General features: G+C 65.1%; 20 protein-coding genes. 6 read left to right on the top strand and 14 right to left on the bottom strand.

The window, feature by feature from the left end:
• The first annotated feature begins 5 nt into the window (after positions 1-5).
• From ybgC to Q7U29_RS03110, 3 genes are all read left to right on the top strand, one after another.
• Entirely contained in the window at positions 6-455 is a 450-nt protein-coding gene (gene ybgC / locus Q7U29_RS03120; protein ID WP_304738276.1) for a tol-pal system-associated acyl-CoA thioesterase, read from the top strand.
• 69 nt (positions 456-524) lie between these two features.
• Positions 525-992 carry a nuclear transport factor 2 family protein gene (locus Q7U29_RS03115; protein WP_304738273.1) on the top strand — a complete coding sequence of 156 codons (468 nt, stop codon included), beginning with the start codon at positions 525-527 and terminating at the stop codon, positions 990-992.
• 8 nt (positions 993-1,000) lie between these two features.
• A complete protein-coding gene (locus Q7U29_RS03110) occupies positions 1,001-1,567 on the top strand; it encodes a TetR/AcrR family transcriptional regulator (RefSeq protein ID WP_304738399.1) in 567 nt (188 codons plus the stop codon).
• A gap of 154 nt (positions 1,568-1,721) precedes the next feature.
• Here the strand turns inward: Q7U29_RS03110 and Q7U29_RS03105 are convergent, their stop codons facing one another.
• The gene (locus Q7U29_RS03105; protein WP_304738270.1) at positions 1,722-2,366 is read right to left on the bottom strand and encodes a glutathione binding-like protein; all 645 of its coding nucleotides are present in this window, start codon (positions 2,364-2,366) and stop codon (positions 1,722-1,724) included.
• Positions 2,367-2,460: 94 nt separating this feature from the next.
• Here Q7U29_RS03105 and Q7U29_RS03100 point away from each other — a divergent pair, with 94 nt between their 5' ends.
• Positions 2,461-3,153: a TetR/AcrR family transcriptional regulator gene (locus tag Q7U29_RS03100; RefSeq protein WP_304738267.1), complete on the top strand. Its 693-nt coding sequence runs from the start codon at positions 2,461-2,463 to the stop codon at positions 3,151-3,153.
• A gap of 176 nt (positions 3,154-3,329) precedes the next feature.
• Positions 3,330-3,830 carry a hypothetical protein gene (locus Q7U29_RS03095; RefSeq protein ID WP_304738264.1) on the top strand — a complete coding sequence of 167 codons (501 nt, stop codon included), beginning with the start codon at positions 3,330-3,332 and terminating at the stop codon, positions 3,828-3,830.
• Positions 3,831-4,030: 200 nt separating this feature from the next.
• Here Q7U29_RS03095 and Q7U29_RS03090 read toward each other — a convergent pair whose 3' ends face one another.
• The 13 genes from Q7U29_RS03090 to Q7U29_RS03030 form a co-directional block, all read right to left on the bottom strand.
• Complete coding sequence (locus Q7U29_RS03090; protein WP_304738262.1) at positions 4,031-5,341, bottom strand: c-type cytochrome; 1,311 nt, start codon at positions 5,339-5,341, stop codon at positions 4,031-4,033.
• Positions 5,342-5,450: 109 nt separating this feature from the next.
• On the bottom strand, positions 5,451-5,846 hold the full coding sequence (locus Q7U29_RS03085; protein WP_304738397.1) for a DUF971 domain-containing protein: 396 nt from the start codon (positions 5,844-5,846) through the stop codon (positions 5,451-5,453).
• Positions 5,846-6,001 (bottom strand): hypothetical protein, encoded by a 156-nt coding sequence (locus Q7U29_RS03080; RefSeq protein ID WP_304738260.1) that lies wholly within the window; start codon positions 5,999-6,001, stop codon positions 5,846-5,848. Before Q7U29_RS03080 ends, Q7U29_RS03085 begins: the two co-directional genes overlap by 1 nt.
• 36 nt (positions 6,002-6,037) lie before the next feature.
• The gene (locus Q7U29_RS03075; RefSeq protein WP_304738257.1) at positions 6,038-7,048 is read right to left on the bottom strand and encodes a formate dehydrogenase subunit gamma; all 1,011 of its coding nucleotides are present in this window, start codon (positions 7,046-7,048) and stop codon (positions 6,038-6,040) included.
• 82 nt (positions 7,049-7,130) lie between these two features.
• On the bottom strand, positions 7,131-7,727 hold the full coding sequence (gene fdh3B / locus Q7U29_RS03070; protein ID WP_304738255.1) for a formate dehydrogenase FDH3 subunit beta: 597 nt from the start codon (positions 7,725-7,727) through the stop codon (positions 7,131-7,133).
• Between the two features lie 14 nt (positions 7,728-7,741).
• Positions 7,742-10,708 carry a formate dehydrogenase subunit alpha gene (locus Q7U29_RS03065; protein ID WP_304738252.1) on the bottom strand — a complete coding sequence of 989 codons (2,967 nt, stop codon included), beginning with the start codon at positions 10,706-10,708 and terminating at the stop codon, positions 7,742-7,744.
• A 13-nt stretch (positions 10,709-10,721) separates the two neighbouring features.
• Entirely contained in the window at positions 10,722-10,955 is a 234-nt protein-coding gene (locus Q7U29_RS03060; protein ID WP_304738249.1) for a hypothetical protein, read from the bottom strand.
• 31 nt (positions 10,956-10,986) lie between these two features.
• Positions 10,987-11,772, bottom strand: coding sequence for a molecular chaperone TorD family protein (locus tag Q7U29_RS03055; protein ID WP_304738246.1), 786 nt, complete (start codon positions 11,770-11,772; stop codon positions 10,987-10,989).
• Positions 11,773-11,888: 116 nt separating this feature from the next.
• Entirely contained in the window at positions 11,889-12,563 is a 675-nt protein-coding gene (locus tag Q7U29_RS03050; RefSeq protein WP_304738242.1) for a DUF3306 domain-containing protein, read from the bottom strand.
• Positions 12,560-13,078, bottom strand: a complete 519-nt coding sequence (locus tag Q7U29_RS03045; RefSeq protein ID WP_304738240.1) for a DUF3305 domain-containing protein — start codon at positions 13,076-13,078, stop codon at positions 12,560-12,562. The genes Q7U29_RS03050 and Q7U29_RS03045 overlap by 4 nt, the downstream gene beginning before the upstream one ends.
• A 25-nt stretch (positions 13,079-13,103) precedes the next feature.
• A complete protein-coding gene (locus Q7U29_RS03040; RefSeq protein WP_304738239.1) occupies positions 13,104-14,126 on the bottom strand; it encodes a DUF6352 family protein in 1,023 nt (340 codons plus the stop codon).
• On the bottom strand, positions 14,123-14,698 hold the full coding sequence (locus Q7U29_RS03035; protein ID WP_304738238.1) for a DUF6505 family protein: 576 nt from the start codon (positions 14,696-14,698) through the stop codon (positions 14,123-14,125). The genes Q7U29_RS03040 and Q7U29_RS03035 overlap by 4 nt, the downstream gene beginning before the upstream one ends.
• 7 nt (positions 14,699-14,705) lie before the next feature.
• A complete protein-coding gene (locus tag Q7U29_RS03030) occupies positions 14,706-15,461 on the bottom strand; it encodes a biotin/lipoate--protein ligase family protein (RefSeq protein ID WP_304738237.1) in 756 nt (251 codons plus the stop codon).
• 166 nt (positions 15,462-15,627) lie between these two features.
• Here Q7U29_RS03030 and Q7U29_RS03025 point away from each other — a divergent pair, with 166 nt between their 5' ends.
• Positions 15,628-17,667 (top strand): 4Fe-4S binding protein, encoded by a 2,040-nt coding sequence (locus tag Q7U29_RS03025; RefSeq protein ID WP_304738236.1) that lies wholly within the window; start codon positions 15,628-15,630, stop codon positions 17,665-17,667.
• Positions 17,668-17,855: the final 188 nt, after the last annotated feature.

Here is a 17,855-nt window from a genome sequence, read left to right as displayed (position 1 = left end):
CACCGATGTTCTCCCTCGACGGCGCGATCCGTGATGGCCGCCATCACATGCAGATCCGGGTTTATTACGAAGACACCGATTTCTCCGGCATCGTCTATCACGCGAGTTATCTGCGCTTCATGGAGCGCGGCCGGACCAATCACCTGCGGCTGATGGGCGCCGAACAGCACGCGCTGTATGCCCAAGCGCAGGCGGAGACGCCGGGCTTTGCCTTCGTGGTGCGCTCGATGCACATCGATTACCTCAGGCCGGCGCGGATGGATGACGTGCTCGACATCGTGACCTGGCCCGTCGCGGTGAAGGGCGCATCGATCACGCTGGCGCAGGAGGTGCGGTGCGGCGAGGCGGTGCTGGTGAAGGCCGAGGTGCGCGTCGCCTTCATCAGCGAGGGGCGGGCCAGGCCGATCCCGAAATCGCTGCGCACCCTGATGAAGGCCGATCTGATCGAGGGTTGAAGGCTCGGCTTGACTCGCTGTACCGATCGGTACAATCTCTGGCAACGTTCAAAAGCTGGAGATGCCCCGATGTCGCGCCCGCCATTGCCGCCGTTTACGCGGGAGACCGCCGCCCAGAAGGCCCGCATGGCCGAGGATGCCTGGAATTCGCGCGACCCTGAGCGCGTGGCGCTGGCCTATACCGAGGACAGCGTGTGGCGCAATCGCGCCGAGTTCTTGCAGGGCCGTGCGGCGATCGTCGGGTTTCTCACGCGCAAATGGGCGAAGGAACAGGAATATCGCCTGATCAAGGATCTCTGGGCGTTCGATCAAAACCGTATCGCGGTGCGCTTCCAGTACGAATGGCACGACGCTGCCGGGCAGTGGCATCGTTCCTACGGCAACGAGCAATGGGAGTTCGACGAGCACGGCCTGATGCGCCGGCGCGAGGCCAGCATCAACGACCATCCGATTGCGGAAAGCGACCGGCGCTTTCGCTGGGCAGCACCGGGACCGCGCCCGGCCGACGTCGCGGGATTGGGCGAGAGTCCGTTCTGACGCGGCCCATCGCAAAACCCGTCGTCGACCGCGCCGATCTGTTGCCGCGGCTGGCGGAGGTGTTTCGCTCGCACGGCTATGAAGGCGCCACGCTGGCGCTGATCAGTCAGGCCACCGGCCTCGGCAAGGGCAGCCTCTATCACTTCTTTCCGGGCGGCAAAGCCCAGATGGCCGCCGAAGTGCTGGCCGGGATCGACAGCTGGTTCGAGGTCAATATTTTCACGCCGCTCCGCACTTCCGACGATCCCGCCCGCGCCGTTGCCACCATGGTCGGGGCGGTCGACAGCTATTTTCAATCCGGTCATCGCATGTGCCTGGTCGGCGTCATCGCGCTCGGGGCGTCGCGTGATACGTTCGCGGGTCAGGTGCAGGATTATTTCAGGCGCTGGAACGATGCGCTGGCGCTGGTGCTGCGGCGTTCCGGCCTGAGCGCAAGCGTGGCGCGGCGGCGATCGGCGGATGCGCTGGTCACCATTCAGGGCGCGCTGGTGCTGGCGCGGGCGCTGGACGATTCCAGGGTGTTCGGACAGGCGATGGCGGACATGACGACGCGGCTGCTGGCGAAGCCGGATTGACGCAAGTAAATCATGCACCGTCGTCCCCGCGCACGCGGGGACCCATACGCTGCGGCCCATCGATTCAAGCAAGGTATTTAACGACTACCTTAACTCACGACCGCCGCGGCGTATGGGTCCCTGCGTTCGCAGGGACGACAGTTGAGTTTGTGTCTTACGCCGCCGCCTTGTGCCGGTCGAGTTCGGCCTGGTACAGCGTGAATTCCTCGGCGACCGCCCTGGCGATGCTGGGCCGCGCGCGCAGCTTTTCGTAATACGTTTTCACATTGGGCCATTTCGCCAGCTCGATCGGCGGCGTCGCCATGGTCCAGTTGATGATGGTGACGAGGTAGGCGTCGGCGACGCTGAAATGATCGAGCAGGAATTCGCGGCCCGCAAGATAGCCGTCGAGATAGTCGAGTCGCGACAGGCCCTTGCCCAGCGTGTAGGTCTTCACTTCCGGCGGCGCCTTCTTGTCGAGCATCGGCACGAACAATCCCTTGTGCAGTTCGGTGCCGATGAAGCAGAGCCATTGATGCAGCAGGCTGCGGTCGATGCCGGGCCCGGAGGCGATGCCGGCCTGCGGAAAGCGATCGGCGACATATTGCAGGATCGCCGCGTTCTCGGTCAGGATCACCCCGTCGTCGGTGCGCAGCGTCGGCACCAGCCCGAGCGGGTTGACCGCCCTGAAATCGGAGCCGTCGTTCTGGATGATCTTGGTCTTCGGATCGACTTCGAGATAGTTGGCCGCGGCGCCGGCTTCGTACAGCGCGATGCGGGTCGCCAGCGAGCAGGCGAGCGGCGAGAAATACAGGTCCATGGATGCCTCCCTGGCGTTCGGTTCGGGCTCTCGAACCGGGTTGATTTTTATACTGTTCCGCATAATATAAATCGGGTCAAGGATTATTTGCGAGATGGTACAAAAAACAAGGCGACCGGCCGCGTCGGCCAAATCCGCTTCGGCCAAATCCCTTTTGGAGGCGTCAGGGGCGGCCGTACCGAAGCGTCGCGGCCGGCCGCGCGCCTATCAGCCCGAGATCGCGCTCGGCAAGGCGCTCGACCTGTTCCGCAAGGACGGTTTCGCCGCCACGTCGCTCGACGATCTCAGCGCCGCCACCGGCATGAACCGGCCCAGCCTGTATGGCGCGTTCGGTGACAAGCGCGAGCTCTACATCAAGAGCTACCAGCGCTACCGTGCCGACGCCCGCGCCGCGATGATCGACATCTTCAAGGACGAGCTGCCGATCCGCAAACGGCTGGAGCGCATCTTCGCGGTGGCGCTCGACATCTATCTTTCCGGCGACGCCGGGCCGCGCGGCTGCTTCACGGTAATGACGGCGGCGTCGGAAGCGGTGGCCGATCCCGAGATCCGCGCCATGGTGCTGGAAGGCTTTGCCGAACTCGACAAGGCGTTCGCGGCCTGCTTCAGCCGCGCCAAGGAGAAGGGCGAACTGGCATCGACGGCCGATCCGCAGGTCCTCGCGCAGCTTGCGTCGGCCACCATCCACACCATCGCGATCCGCGCCCGGGCGCGGATGCCGCGCAAGCAGCTCGAAGCGATCGTGAACGGCGCGATCGATGTGCTGGTCGGGGCGGCATCGACATAGGATGCGGGCGAATACGAGGAGCGGCCGGCGTTTGCAGGGCTCTCCCGCATCGAGACGACGATACAGGCGGCGTTCCCTAAAGCGTGACTTGTTGAACCTGTCGCCCGGTCGGATCGCGGCGTATATAGTGCCTGATATCGGCGCGCATTGCGGACGGTTCGTGAGAGAAGGCAAACATGACGTATTCACTGACGCGGAAGCTGGCAGCGCCCGCATTTCTCCTGTTCTGCGCCGCGGCGTCGAACGCATCGGCGGCTCCCGTCACCATCACGGGACCCACGGCGCTGGCGCTGGCCGCGGTGGCGGCTCAGCATTCGCCGCATCTGCCGGCTTACGACAGGAAGACCATGGCGCGGTTGTTCGGGGGCGGCAGTGTTTTCCTGATTGCCACCAAGGCCAAATTTTCCGTCGCCGTTGACGCCGTGGTGTGCCGGACCAGCAACGTCGATATCGCGGCGCGCTCCTGCGAGCTGACCTTCAAGGTCAGCAAGAAGACGATCAGGGGACGCGAGGCCAACGAGCTCTATGCCACCGCCGCGACCGCCGGCGTCGTCGCCGAAGGCGCGGCCGGATCGAACATCGAAAGCTTCTCGAAGCTCAATTGCAGCATCGATGCGAAGGAAATCCGCCAGAAGGCCGGCGGAGGCGCGCAGTGCTCGTTCGAGACGGGGAAGTAGATCGGGGTTTTCCGAATTCATGGATGCGCTCCACTTACCCTCCCCTGGTGGGGGAGGGTCGGCTCGCATGAGCGCAGCGAAATGCGAGACGGGGTGGGGTGATCTCTCAACTCGCGCACCTGTTCGAAACGAGAGACTGTCACCCCACCCCGGCGCTACGCGCCGACCCTCCCCCTCCAGGGGAGGGTAAGAAACGACCGTCATCTCTCCTTCGTCGCGCGCTCCAGGAATTTCACCAGTGCGGCGCGGTCGGCTTCCGAGCCGATGCGCTGCTCGGGCATCTTGGTGCCGGGCGTGTAGGCCATGGGGCCGACTTCGAACAATCTGGAAACCGTCTCCGGCGTCCAGACGATGTCGAGGCGCTTGAGGGCATCGGAGAAATGATAGCCCGGCGCGGTGGCGATGCGGCGGCCGAAAATGCCTGATAGTGTCGGTCCCGCCCGGTTGGCCTGATCGGGCCTGAGGGTGTGGCAGGCGACGCAGGCGCGATAGATTTCCGCGCCGCGATCGCCGGCATAGGCGGCCAGCGGATCCGCTGCCGCTTCCACCAGCAGCGAATCGACGGGCTCGCCGGTCACCGCATTCCAGCGGCGGATGATGTTGTCGGCGCCGCCGGTCAGCAGCGTGCGGCTGTCCGGCATGAATGCGACCGACCACACCGGCAGTCCCGGGCCGACCAGCGTGCGCGCCAGTTCGCGGCTCCTGCGATCGATCACGGCCACGGAGCCGCCGATACCGGCGGCGGCCAACCATGCTCCGTCAGGCGAAATCGCGAGCGAGATCACCGGCCGTGGCCCGGCGGCGGCCTCGCCGGAGCGTGTGCCATTGCGGTCGAGAAAATAAACCTTGCCGTCGGCGCCGCCGGCCGCGATCTCGCCGTCGCCGCCGATCGCAACCGCGTTGAGCGGACTCGGTATCGTGACCACGGTCGCGGCGGACGGACCCGACAGCGGCCAGATCCGCACGGTCAGATCGTAGCTGACGCTGACCAGCGTACGGCCGTCGGGCGAGAACGCCACGCCGTTGACGTTCTGGCTGTGGCCTTCGAGCGCGCGCACCGGGCCGCCCGCGAGTGGCCACAGCCGCACGGTTCGATCCCATGACGCCGAGGCCAGCGTCGCGCCGTCGGGGGAAACCGCGAGCGCCGCGATCGGCGCCTCATGGCCTTCCAGCACCGCATCGGGCTCGGCCTTGCCGGCAGTCCAGATCGCGATGCGCCCGTCGGCGCCCGCGGTCGCCGCGCGTCCATCCCGCAGCAGCACCACCGCGTTGACGGCGTCGGCATGGAAACGCAGCACCTGCTCGGCGGCATTGCGTGCCAGCGACCAGCGGATCGCGGTCGAATCAAAACTGCCGGTCAGTGCGATTTGCCCGTCCGGCGAAATCGCCAGCGCCCGCACCGGTCCGCCATGGCCGCGCAACTGCGCCGACGCAGGACTCACCGCCAGCGGCAGAATGGTCAGCAAGGCGACGCAGGTCAGAAATGCGAAACAGGTTTTCGGGTTTGACATTGGCGGCGATCGTTTCGTCGGTTCGTGCCGTCGTCAAGGGGCCGCTCTCCAGGTTCCCGTCAGCGTATGCCCGGGCTGCGCGCGTCAGCGTATGCCCGGGCTGCGCGCGTCAGCGCATGCCCGGCTTGTCACGATCGAGGCCCTTGGCGCCGAGATCGTCGAGATAGTTCTGGAACCGGCGCTCGGCGTTGACGCCGAGATCGCGCAGAAACGCCCATGAGTAGATGCCGGTGGCGTGCATGTCGTCGAACCCGAGGCGAACAGCGTAATTGCCGACGGGATCGACGGAGAGGATGGTCACGTTGCGCTTGCCGCCAACGGTCTTGCGTTCCGCTTCGGAATGACCCTGCACTTCGGCCGACGGGCTGGTGACGCGGAGCAATTCGGCGGTGAGGTCGAACGCCTTGCCGTCGTCGAAGCTGACATGCAGCAATCGGCGATCCCTGGTGAGCCGGATTTCGACCGGCCAGGCAGCGGAAACGGCCGGTGAACCCGACGACGCGATCAGCCCGGCACCATCAGGTTGTTGCCGGGGTCGCCGACCCTGGCGCCGCTGGTGGAGAAAGCGGAAGAAACCGGCTGCTGGATGCCGCGGAGAAACACCGCCGTGCCGCCGGCGACGACCGCCGCGAACACCAAGGCCGCAAGAAAGACTTTCATGACGCTACCCCAAAAGAATGAATTAGGCCGGCCGAGTTATTCGGCCGGCATGGCTCGCGGGGTGGTTCCCGATGGCGCCTGTCCCTTGGCCTGCTCTTCCTCGACCCAGAGCGAGTGATGCTCCTTGGCCCAGTTGAGATCGACCTCGCCGGTTCCCATCGCGTCGAACGCGCCCTCCATCCCGATCGACCCGATATAGATGTGCGCCATCATGGCGGCGATGAAGAGCATCGCGATCACGGCGTGGATCACGGTCCAGAACTGCAGCGTCGTCACATTGGCCGGAAGGTAGGGGAACAGCAGGAACCAGCCGGACACCGACATCAGCGCGCCGCCGATGATCACGATCCAGAAGATGCCCTTCTGCCCGGCGTTGAAGCGCCTGGCCGGCGGATGCTTGCCCTTGAACAGGACGCCGCCGCCCTGCTTGAACCACTCCAGATCGACCTTGCCCGGGATGTTATCCTTGATCCAGATCAGGAACATGATCACGAGGCCGAGCATGAACGGGAATGCCAGATAATTGTGGGCCCATTTGGCGTAGCCCGACATGGTCGCGAAACCTTCGGCGCCGAACAGCGGCAAAATCAGGCTGCGGCCGAAACTGATGTTCAGGCCCGACAGTGCCAGAATGATGAAGCAGCTTGCCGTCAGCCAGTGGGTGAAGCGCTCGAACGAGGCGAAACGCAGGATCGTGGTTCCCGCGAAACCGCGATGGATGCGAATCTTGCCGCGCACCATCAGGAAAATCAAAAGCGCCGCGAACATTCCGACGATCGCGATGCCGCCGATGATCGGCAGCTTGCTGCGGTGGAAGTCGCGCCAGTCGCGGCCGGCCGGCTGGATCAGGCTGGCGGACATCGCGTCCGGAATGCTGACCCGGCCGCTGATCTTGTCGCCCTCCTTCAGCGCGTTCAGGAGCTTGTCTTCCTGCACCGCTTCGGCCGTGGGCTTGAAGGAAAGCTGCGCCGCGGCCGGTTGGGCGACGACGAACAGCAGCGCCAATGCGGCGCATAGGACCTTGAGAGTTGAAAGTGAGCCTGGCATTTGCACAACGCCCTTTCGATATCTTGAGATCGGTGTTTGGTTACGCGAGCGCCGCCGCAACCAGGGCGGCGCTCAAATTACATCAGCCGGTCGGCGAATCGCTGTAGGCGGTTTTCCAGCCCCACATGCCCGACCCGTAACCGCGCTTCATCACGCGCTCCTTGTAGATCTCGGCAATGATCGCGCCGTCGCCGGCCAGCAGCGATTTGGTCGAGCACATCTCGGCGCAAATCGGCAGCTTGCCCTCGGCCAGACGGTTCTGGCCGTATTTGGCGTATTCGGCCGGCGAATTGTCCGCCTCCGGTCCGCCGGCGCAATAGGTGCACTTGTCCATCTTGCCGCGCGAGCCGAAGTTTCCGACCTTGGGATATTGCGGCGCGCCGAACGGGCAGGCGTAGAAGCAGTACCCGCAGCCGATGCAGAGGTCCTTGGAGTGCAGCACCACGCCGTCGGCGGTGGTGTAGAAGCACGACACCGGACAGACCGCGGCGCAGGGCGCATCGGTGCAATGCATGCAGGCCATCGACACCGAGCGTTCGCCGGGCTTGCCGTCATTGATGGTGACGACGCGGCGGCGATTGATGCCCCACGGCACTTCATGTTCGTTCTTGCAGGCGGTCACGCAGGCGTTGCACTCGATGCAACGGTCGGCATCACAAAGGAATTTGACGCGAGCCATGATCTATTCTCCCCTCACGCCGATTGAATCTGGCACAGGGTCACCTTGCCTTCGTGCATGGCGGTGACCGGATCGTAACCGTAGCTCGTGATCGTGTTGACGCTTTCGCCGAGCACGATCGGATCTGCGCCCTTCGGATAGTTGCCGCGCTGGTCGACGCCCTGGAACCAGCCGGAGAAGTGGAACGGCATGAAGGCGACGCCCTTGCCGACCCGGTCGGTGACCAGCGCCTTGACCCGCGCCTTGGAGCCGTTTTCCGGACCTGTTACCCAGACCCAGCCGCCGTCCTTGATACCGCGCGCGGCGGCGTCCGCCGTGTTGACCTCGACGAACATGTCCTGCTGCAACTCGGCCAGCCATTTGTTCGACCGGGTTTCCTCGCCGCCGCCTTCGTATTCGACGAGACGTCCCGAGGTCAGGATGATCGGGAATTGTTTTGCCAATCCCTTGTCGACCGCGGCTTTCTGAATCGAGAAGCCGAGATTGGCCATGCGGAACTGGCGGCCGTCGGGCCGGGTCGGATATTTGGCGACCAGTTCGGGGCGCGCAGTGTAGATCGGCTCGCGATGCACCGGCACGGGATCGGGCAGGTTCCACGCCACCGCGCGGGCCTTGCCGTTGCCATAGGCCATCACGCCATGCTCCAGCGTGACGCGGATGATGCCGCCCGACAGGTCGACCGCCCAGCCGACGCCGTCGGGATTGTTGCCGCCGATCTTGTTGATGGTGGCGAGTTCGGCCTCGGTGAGATCCTTGTCCCAGCCGAGTTTCTTGAGCACGCCATAGGTGAATTCGGGATAGCCGTCGGTCAGTTCCGAACCCTTGCTGTAGGAACCTTCCGCCAGCAGATTGACCTTCTTCACCGAACCGTCCGGCTGCTTCTCTTCGTAGACGACGCCGAAGCGCGCGCGGAAGGTGCCGCCGCCATCCTTGGCGTGCAGGTTGGTGTTGTAGAGCGTGTGGGTTCCCGGATGCTTGATTGCCGGCGTGCCCCAGCACGGCCACGGCAGGCCGTAATAGTCGCCGCCGACCTCGGGCACGTCGGCCTTGGCGCGCAGGGTCACCAGGTCGAACTTGTCCTGGTTCTTCATGTGGGCCTTCAGCCGCTCCGGCGACTGGCCGGAATAGCCGGTCGAGAAACCGCCGCGGTTGATTTCTCGCAGCAGATCTTCGGCCGACGGATGGTTGTTTTCCACCTTGATGTTCTTGAACATCGCATCGGCAAAACCGAGCTTTTTCGAAATCCGGTAGATGATCTCGTAATCGTCCTTGGATTCGAAGATCGGCTTGACGACCTGCTCGCCCCACTGCAGCGAACGGTTGGACGCCGTGCGCGAGCCCGAGGTCTCGAACTGGGTGCAGGCCGGCAGCAGATAGGTGCCGTTCTTGCGGTTCGAGATCGCCGCGAAGGTGGTCGGATGCGGATCGGCGACCACCAGCAATTCGAGCTTCTCGATACCCTTCACCATTTCGGTCATGCGCGGCACGGTATTGCCGCCATGGCCCATGACGAACATGCCCTTCAGGCTGTCGCGCTGATCGACATCGTCGGGATTGGCGAGCGTCGCATCGAACCAGCGGGTCGACGGGATGCCCGGCGCTTCCATGTTCTGCTTGCGGGTGCGGGCCGGGCGGCCGGATTTCGCCGGCACTTCGTCGAAGCGCGCCTGCAGATAGTCGTATTCGACTTCCCAGACCCGGGCCCAGTGCTTCCAGGCGCCTTCGACCAGGCCGTAATAGAGCGGCAGCGTCACGATATCGAGACCGAGATCGGTGGCGCCCTGCACGTTGCAGTGGCCGCGGAAGATGTTGGCGCCGCCGCCGAAGGTGCCGACATTGCCGGTCGCCAGCAGCAGATCGCAATAGGCGCGGACGTTGGCGGTGCCGACGGTGTGCTGGGTGCCGCCCATGCACCAGATGAAGGTCGAGGGCCGCTGCTTGGCGAAGGTCTCGGCGACCTTCTTCAGCTGTTCGCCGGGAATGCCGGTCACCTTCTCGACTTCTTCCGGGGTCCACTTGGCGACTTCGGCGCGGATCTGGTCCATGCCGTAGACGCGCTGGGCGATGAACTGCTTGTCTTCCCAGCCATTGTTGAAGATGTGGTGCAGCATGCCCCAGATCACCGCGATGTCGGTGCCGGAACGGAAGCGCACATAGTCGGTGGCGTGGGCCGCGGTGCGGGTGAAGCGCGGGTCGAGCACGAATACGTTGGCGCGGTTGATCTCCTTGCCGGTGAGGATGTGCTGCAGCGACACCGGATGCGCTTCGGCGGCATTCGAACCCATGAAGACGATGGTCTTCGAGTTCCGGATGTCGTTGTAGGAGTTGGTCATCGCGCCGTAGCCCCAGGTATTGGCGACGCCGGCGACGGTGGTGGAGTGGCAGATGCGGGCCTGGTGATCGATCGAGTTGGTGCCCCAGAACGCCGCGAACTTGCGGAACAGGTAGGCGCCCTCATTGGAGAATTTCGCCGAGCCGAGCAGATAGACGGAATCGGCGCCGGACTTGGCGCGGATCTCCATCATCTTGTCGCCGATCTCGTTGATGGCTGTGTCCCAGGAGATTTTCTGCCACTCGCCATTGACCAGCTTCATCGGCCATTTCAGGCGGCGGTCGCCATGCACCAGCTCGCGCACCGCGGCACCCTTGGCGCAATGCGAGCCGCGATTGATCGGTGAGTCCCAGGCCGGCTCCTGGCCGACCCAGACGCCGTTCTGCACTTCGGCAATCACGGTGCAGCCGACCGAGCAATGGGTGCAGATATTCTTCTTGAGTTCGGTGGCTGCGCCGATGACCTGCGGACCGGCCTGCGCCTTGCGCACCGAGCCGAGCGGCATCAAGCCAAGGGCGGCGCCTGCCCCGGCGGCGAGGCCGGACCGGCGCAGGAAGGTGCGGCGGTCGAGCACACCAGAGGCGAGGCCGGCGGCGACACCCTGCAAACGCGCCTTGCCTGCGGATCCATCTCTTCGCTTCATCAACATGTGCGTGATCCCATCAGTAGCGGTTGACGCGATAGTAATTCTTGACGTGATCGGATTCCTTGTAGCGGGCCTTGACCCGCTCGGACTGCGACTCGTCGGCGATGGCCTCGCTGCCCGTCAGCGGCGCCACCGCTGCGGCCGCGACCGCCGATCCGCCCATCATGAAGAAGCGGCGACGATCCACGCCATCAGCCGTCCTCGAACCGTCTTTGCCCGATGGCGCCTTGCTGTCGGATGGCTTGCGCATTGCAATCTCCCCTTTCGCTTGCCTTCTGCTGTCAGGACAGCGTGAAGGCCTCGGATTCCAGTTCCATGTAGATGCGGCCGACCCGGCCGACGGCACGGTAGAATTTGGTCGACTGCGACATCTCGAGATCGGCGAACATCCGCGCCGCCCACGGCTTGAGATGGCGCTCGAAGAATCGCTGTTGTTCGCCGAAGTCGGCCTCGAAGTCGCCGCGCGCCAGGCCGGACATCACCTCGAGCAGGATCGCGACGTGATCTTCCGGCTCCCGCGACGGGCCGGCGCGCTCGATCCCGAGCCGATCGAAATCCTCGCGCACCCGCGCCAGCGGGCGTTCGTGCAGAAAACCGGTCAGGTAATAGGAGGCATAGGGCAGCAGTTCGCCGCGGCCGAGGCCGATGAACAGATCGAAGAATTCCTTGCTGACGGTGCGATCATCCGTTGCCGCCGCGGCCACCGAGAGTTCGATATGCGCGATGCCGAGGTCGGAGGCGTCGCCCTTCAGCGTGGCGACGCGCTTGAGCGTCTCCGCGTCGGGCGCCTTGCCGAGCAGCAGCGACAACAGGCCGTATTCCGCGGCGCGCAGCTGATCGATCTCGTCGATTTCGGGTTTCGATGTCACCTGATCCTCGGATGGCCCGTAGAGATCGGGGCGAAGAATGGTTCGTTGCACCCGCGTCAGCGCTTCGACCGCGAGGACCCGTTCGGCGGGAATCCGCGACCACGCTGAAACCGAAGGCTGCGCAATGCCGATTCCCCGCGCGAGGGATGCGACGCCGCCTGCTGCCTTGATTGCTTGTTCCAGTCCGGCGTCACGCATGCTGGACCGCCTCATCCCCCGTGTGCCTCTTAATCGGGCATACAATTTAGAACTGGAATTATTCCAGTGTGAAATCTGTAACATAGGCAGAGCCTATGTCTGCAGAAAACTTTTGTCTAAACAGTCGGTTTTGCCGAGCCATGGCGTCGCACCGGTTGTTGCGGTGCAACAGGAGTTTGTTCTGGCGGATGCGTTTGGACGCTCGCATTTTGGGCTGACGAAATACCTGCGTCGTCGCTCAGCCTCAGCGCTTCGACAGGCAATGCCGGTTCGGGACCAGGCACGGCGACATTTTCCGGCTTCGGTTCGGGATCGCCGGGCTCTTTTTCTGATTCTGACTTGACGGCTGACGTGACAGGTTCGTCCGCCGGCGCAGCGTCGCCCATGATCTGCAACACCATCCGCGCGACATCCAAGCCGGCGCCGATCTCGCTGGTGCCCGGCACGCCGCCCGGAACGTTCCAGTCATAGGCGTATTCGAGCGCGGGATTGACGTAATTGCGGATGGCAGGATCCAGCGCCCAGGATTTTCGCAGCGCCGCATTGCGCAGATGTTCGGGCACACCCTTCTGCAGGAAGCCGGTAATATCGGTCGCGCCCGTCATCTCCTCCAGCTTCGGCAGGCTGGAAAGGTCGAACTCCGGCGCGGCCTCGGCTTCGGCCACCGGCGCAGGCGGGATTTCAGCCTCGGGCTCATCCGGCCGGGGTTCCGGCTGCTTTGCCTCCTGCTTGCGCTGCGACCATCGCGCCAGGAAGCCCTTGTCCTCGTCGTTCTGGTCCGGACCGCTCATGAGCGCCCTGTCCCCTGATCCGAAGGTTCATCCGGCATGCCGCCGCGATCGCTGCTCTTGCGATCCCGCTTGCGCTTGTGGAACGCGCGCTCGACGTGGAACTGGTCGACAAAGGCCGCGATCCACGCCGCGATCTCCGGCGGCATCGGCACGGTGCCGATCACGTCGCAGCCGCTCTCGAAGATCGCCTCGCCCTCGGTCGGGTCGGCAGTGACCTTGGTCAGTTCGAGTTCCGGGCCGCCGTCCTGGCGCCGCAGCGCGATCCAGATCCGCGGCTCGCCGTCGGCGAGGTTGTCGCGATAATTGGCGGTATCCGAACTGAACAGGTCGATGCTGGCCGCACCCGCATAGTAGATCGTCGCATCGGCGTCGCTGGACAGCACGGTCCACGGCGCCGTGTCGGGCACTTCGTCGAGGATCATCGCCGGCGACCACATATGGTCGATCCAGGGATTGTCGATGGCGCGGCGGCGCAGCACCACGCCGACCTGGCGGGAAGTCTCGGTCAACGCCATGCCAGACCCTCCGTTCTCGCACCCGTCATGCCACGTTCGCGGTCGTCGCCAGCGGCAATCCCGCGATCAGATTCTGCGGCTTCAGCCGCACCACCCTGTCGGCACCGCTGGCCAGAATGAGATAGACCGGCCTGGTGCCGACGCGCTCGTCCACCAGCCTCGTATCCCCGATGGTCAGGCGCATCAGCGCGATGATGCGCTCGGCGGCATTGCTTTCCAGTTCAGCGCCGTTCCACAGAGCGTTGCCGATCTTCGTACCCTCGCTGTCGAGGCCGATGAACCAGCGCCAGTCGCGATCCTCGATCGAGGCCACGGTCTCGACCTCGACGGCGACACCGAGCAGATGGGCGATCCAGCGTTCGATCACTCGGGCTAGTCCGGCGCGCGCCTTCGGATTGCCGCCGATGTTCATCACCATCGCGTGGGCATCGGAACGCGACCAGTAGGTCCAGGCGTTGTCGTCGTCCATCACGTCCATCTCGCCGAACGCCTTTGGTGGCGCCAGCATCGCGGTCAGCGGCGACGAATGGATGTCGGCTTGCGCGAGCTGCTGCGCCTCGATCACCTCCGCGTCGGCCAACAGCAGCGTGCCGTCGTGCACGGTGGCGAGCTGGCTGCGAAAGAACAATTCGGCGGCGCGCAGCATGTAGGGATCGTCGCAGCCCTCCAGCGCGTTGCGCAGGATCAGGTGGCACAGCTGCGACAGGAAGATCGGCGGCAGATCGCCGGCGCCCTTGCGGGCCAGCGCCACATACACCGCCTCCAGCGACGGCGCCGCCACCAGCCGGTCGCGGAAATTCACCATGAAGGTCCAGTTTTCCCGCGCGTCGGCGTCAGCCAGCGCCGCGATATCCGCCGCGGCAACCGGGCGTAGCGGATCGGCCAGCAGGCGCGCATGCAGCCGCAGTTCGGCCGGGCAGGCGTCGGCCGGCGGCATCAATTCGGGCCGCGCCAGATAGGCCATGATCAATTCGGGCGTCGCCAATAGCCCGCCATGATCGCCACGGCGGGTGAGGTGATGGCCGGAGGCGACCCAGAACTCTCTCATGTACGATCCCTGGTCATGCGGTCAGCCTTGAGTAATCCCATGAGATCGACCTGTTCGGCGGGCTCTTCGTCACCCTCGACCTCGTGAAAGGTAAAGGCGCTGGCATGGGCGTGCAAGGAATCGGCGCCGCCGGCGGTCTCGCGCGGCCGCAGCGTGCGAAAGCGCTCGCGGATTTCGCCGTCCTCGACGCTGCGCTTCACCGCGAGCAGGGTCTGCGGGGCGTGATCGCACAGCGAGGCCGCAAACGCGACCTCTTCCTCGGCGGCCCCCCGCGCGGCGGCAAGATCCGGCGCGCCGAATTTTTCGAGCAATTTTGCTGCGAGGCGCTCGACCACCGTCTCGCGTTCCGCTTCGCTCGCCTCGGTCACGATGGCGAGCGTCGACCAGCCGAGACTTTCGACGCCGAGAAAACCCGAACGCAGCGCCACGCGCGCCTTGGGGCCGAGCGCGGCCGGGTCCTGGTTCCAGAACACGAACGCTCCGGAGACCGCCCATTCGCCCGGTTCCGCCGCCCGCTCGAACACGAAGGTGTCGGACGGATCGAGCCGGATGGTTCGCGGCAGTTTCAGCATCTCAACCTCATCCGAGCTTCGGGCCGCGCGCCTGGCGATCATACCAGTCCGCTCGCGCCAGCGCCGCCACGAGGCTGGTCCGTTCCGGCGGCTCCTTGCCGGCGGCGGTTCGCACCAGCAGATCGCCGTTGACGTCGATGCCGCGGCGTTCGCCCGCCTTGCCGACGGCAAGCCGCGCCAGATAGTCGCGCGCGACGGCTTCGAACCCGCGTTCCCGCCATTGGTCGAAGCCGGTCATCAGATGACGCGCGAAACTTTCGATGATCGCGTTGGTGTCGATCATCTCGAAACCCTCGCTCAGCAGCGCAACGCCGGACGCGGCCGGCACCTCCTCGACATGGGCCATGTCGGCGGCGCGCAGGATGACGCCGAACACCAGCCACGCCGGAATTTCATTCTCGGCGCAATCCGTGGGCCAGCCTAGCCGGGCGCCGCCCAACAGTCCGCCGTCGAACCTGACGGCGTCGGGCCAGTCGAAGCTGACTTCCCGCTCCGGAGGGCAATGCGACGATATCGCGTCGCCCAGCGCATTCATGCCGGCAAAGAATGCCCGGCGCGCCGATACCAGCGCTTCGTCGGGTTCGAGCACCACGGCGAATTCGACCAGGTCGTAGCGCCGCACCCAGACCAGTGTTCCCGCGCCTGAACTCGCCGCGATCTCGCAGCCATGGGCGAACGCGTCGCCAAGCTCGCGCAACGCGAACAAAGTATAGCCCGGGGGCAGATCGAGTGTCTGTTCCACGTCCGCGAGGCGCGACGTCATCGAAAGGCTCATCCCTAATCGCTTTGCAATTCGCCGGTGTATGCTATCCCCCTCGGGCTCGTAACGCGAGCGGGTCCGGCCCTTGCGGATTTCGGATCCAGCAGGTACCGCGGAACCAGAGAACGAAGCAACCGTGCGCTCTGCGCGCCGGTTCAGGACATTGAATATGAGTGCGGTGCCGTCTCATCTCCTGATCTGCAGTTGCGAGAAGACCATGCCGCTCGACGCGGCGGCAATCGGCCGCGGCTGCGGCGGCACCATCACGCAGGCCAACCAGCTCTGCGGCCTCGATCTCGATCGCTTCAAGGCGGCGCTTTCCGACGGCGCGCCTGTTACGGTGGCCTGCACGCAGGAAGCCCCGCTGTTTCGCGAAGTCGCGGAGAATTCGCCGCAGGCCGAGCTCACCTTCGTCAACATCCGCGAGACCGGCGGCTGGTCGAAGGACGCGGCCGCCGCAGGTCCAAAAGCCGCGGCGCTGATCGCGGCGGCGCAGGAAGATATGCCGCCGATCTCGCTGGTGACGCTGGAGAGCAGCGGCGTCGCGCTGGTCTATGGCCGCGACGAGGTCGCGATCGAGGCAGCCCAACGTCTCGCCGACCGTCTCGACATCACCGTGCTGCTGAGCAGGCCGGGCGACGTGATCCCGCGCCGCAGCAACGAGTTCCCGGTGCTCAAGGGTACCATCCGCAACGCCAGCGGCCATCTCGGCGCCTTCGAGCTTGCGATCGACGATTATGCGCTGCCAACGCCGTCGTCGCGCGCAAAACTGGTGTTCGGGTCTTCGCGCAATGGCGCCACCTCGACCTGCGACCTGATCCTCGATCTCTCCGGCGGCGCGCCGCTGTTTCCCGCGCATGAATTGCGCCCGGGCTATCTGCGCGCCGATCCGCGCGACCGCGCCGCGGTCGAACGCGCCATCGCGGAAGCAGGCGGCATGGTCGGCACTTTCGACAAGCCGCGCTTCGTTCAGTTCGAAGCCGCACTCTGCGCCCATTCGCGCTCCGGCATCACCGGATGCACCCGCTGTCTCGATCTCTGTCCGACCGGTGCGATCGCGCCCAACGGCAATGCGGTCGCGATCGACGCCAATGTCTGCGCCGGCTGCGGCGCCTGCGCCTCGGTATGCCCGACCGGCGCGGCGTCCTATTCGCTGCCCGGCGCGGACGCGCTGATGCGGCGGTTGCGCACATTGCTGCAGACCTTTCACAAGGCTGGAGGCAGCAACGCCGTGGTGCTGTTCCACGACGGCGAGCATGGCGACGATATCATCGACGCGCTGGCGCGGTTCGGCACAGGCTTGCCGGCGAATGTGCTGCCGGTGCGCGTCAATGAAGTGACGCAGCTCGGGCCGGAGAATATCGCTGCGGTGTTTGCCTATGGCGGCAGTGGCGTCGCGATGCTGACGCGCGCCAAACCGAAGCACGACATCTCAGGGCTGCGCCGTGCGGTCGAGATGTCGGACACCATCGTCTCGGCGCTCGGTTTTGGCGCTGGCCTCGTCCGTATCCTCGAGACCGACGATCCCGACCAGCTGCGCAGCCTGCTCGACGCCGCGCCGGCCGGCATCGCCACGCAGAAGCCGGCGGGCTTCGTGCCGCGCGGCGCCAAACGTGGCGTGCTGGAGACGACCTTTCGGGAGCTGCATCTCGCCGCACCCGCGCCGGTCGATATCGTGCCGCTGCAGCCGGGCGCGCCGTTCGGCGGCGTGAAGCTCGACGTCGAGGGTTGCACGCTCTGCCATGCCTGCGTCACCGCCTGTCCGACCCATGCGCTGTCGGACAATCCCGACCGCGCCATGCTGCGTTTCACCGAAAGCCTCTGCGTGCAATGCGGGCTGTGCCAGTCCACCTGTCCGGAAGACGTCATCACGCTGGAGCCGCGGCTCGACTTCAAGGCGTGGAACGCGCCGCTCACCGTGCTGAAGGAAGAAGAGCCGTTCCACTGCATCGCCTGCAACAAGCCGTTCGGCACCAAGAGCTCGATCGACAAGGTGCTGGCCAAACTCGGCGAGAGGCACTGGATGTTCCAGGGCACCAACGCCAAACGTCTCGACGTCATCAAGATGTGCGCGGATTGCCGTGTCGAAGCCGTGGTCAACGAGAGCTTTGACCCGCACGCCGCGCCGCAACCGCGCCCGCCCGTGATGACCACGGAGGATTATCTGCGCGCGCGGGACGCCAGCAAGGGCGATCCGCTGGATTCGTAATGACTCGTCATGCCCGGCCTAAAGTGCGAAGCACGTCTTCGCACAGATGTGCCGGGCATCCACGTCTTTGCGGCACAGCAGGAAGAAGACGTGGATGGCCGGGACAAGCCCGGCCATGACGAGAACAAGAGAACGAAGCGTAAGGAACAGATTTGTCAGCCGCTCAGCCCACCATGCAAGCCCGCGCG

The sequence above is a fragment of the Bradyrhizobium sp. genome (assembly GCF_030654605.1).
Classification (GTDB): domain Bacteria; phylum Pseudomonadota; class Alphaproteobacteria; order Rhizobiales; family Xanthobacteraceae; genus Bradyrhizobium.
The sequence above is the reverse complement of the archived record's forward strand: the minus strand, read 5'-3'. Positions and strand labels throughout refer to the sequence as shown.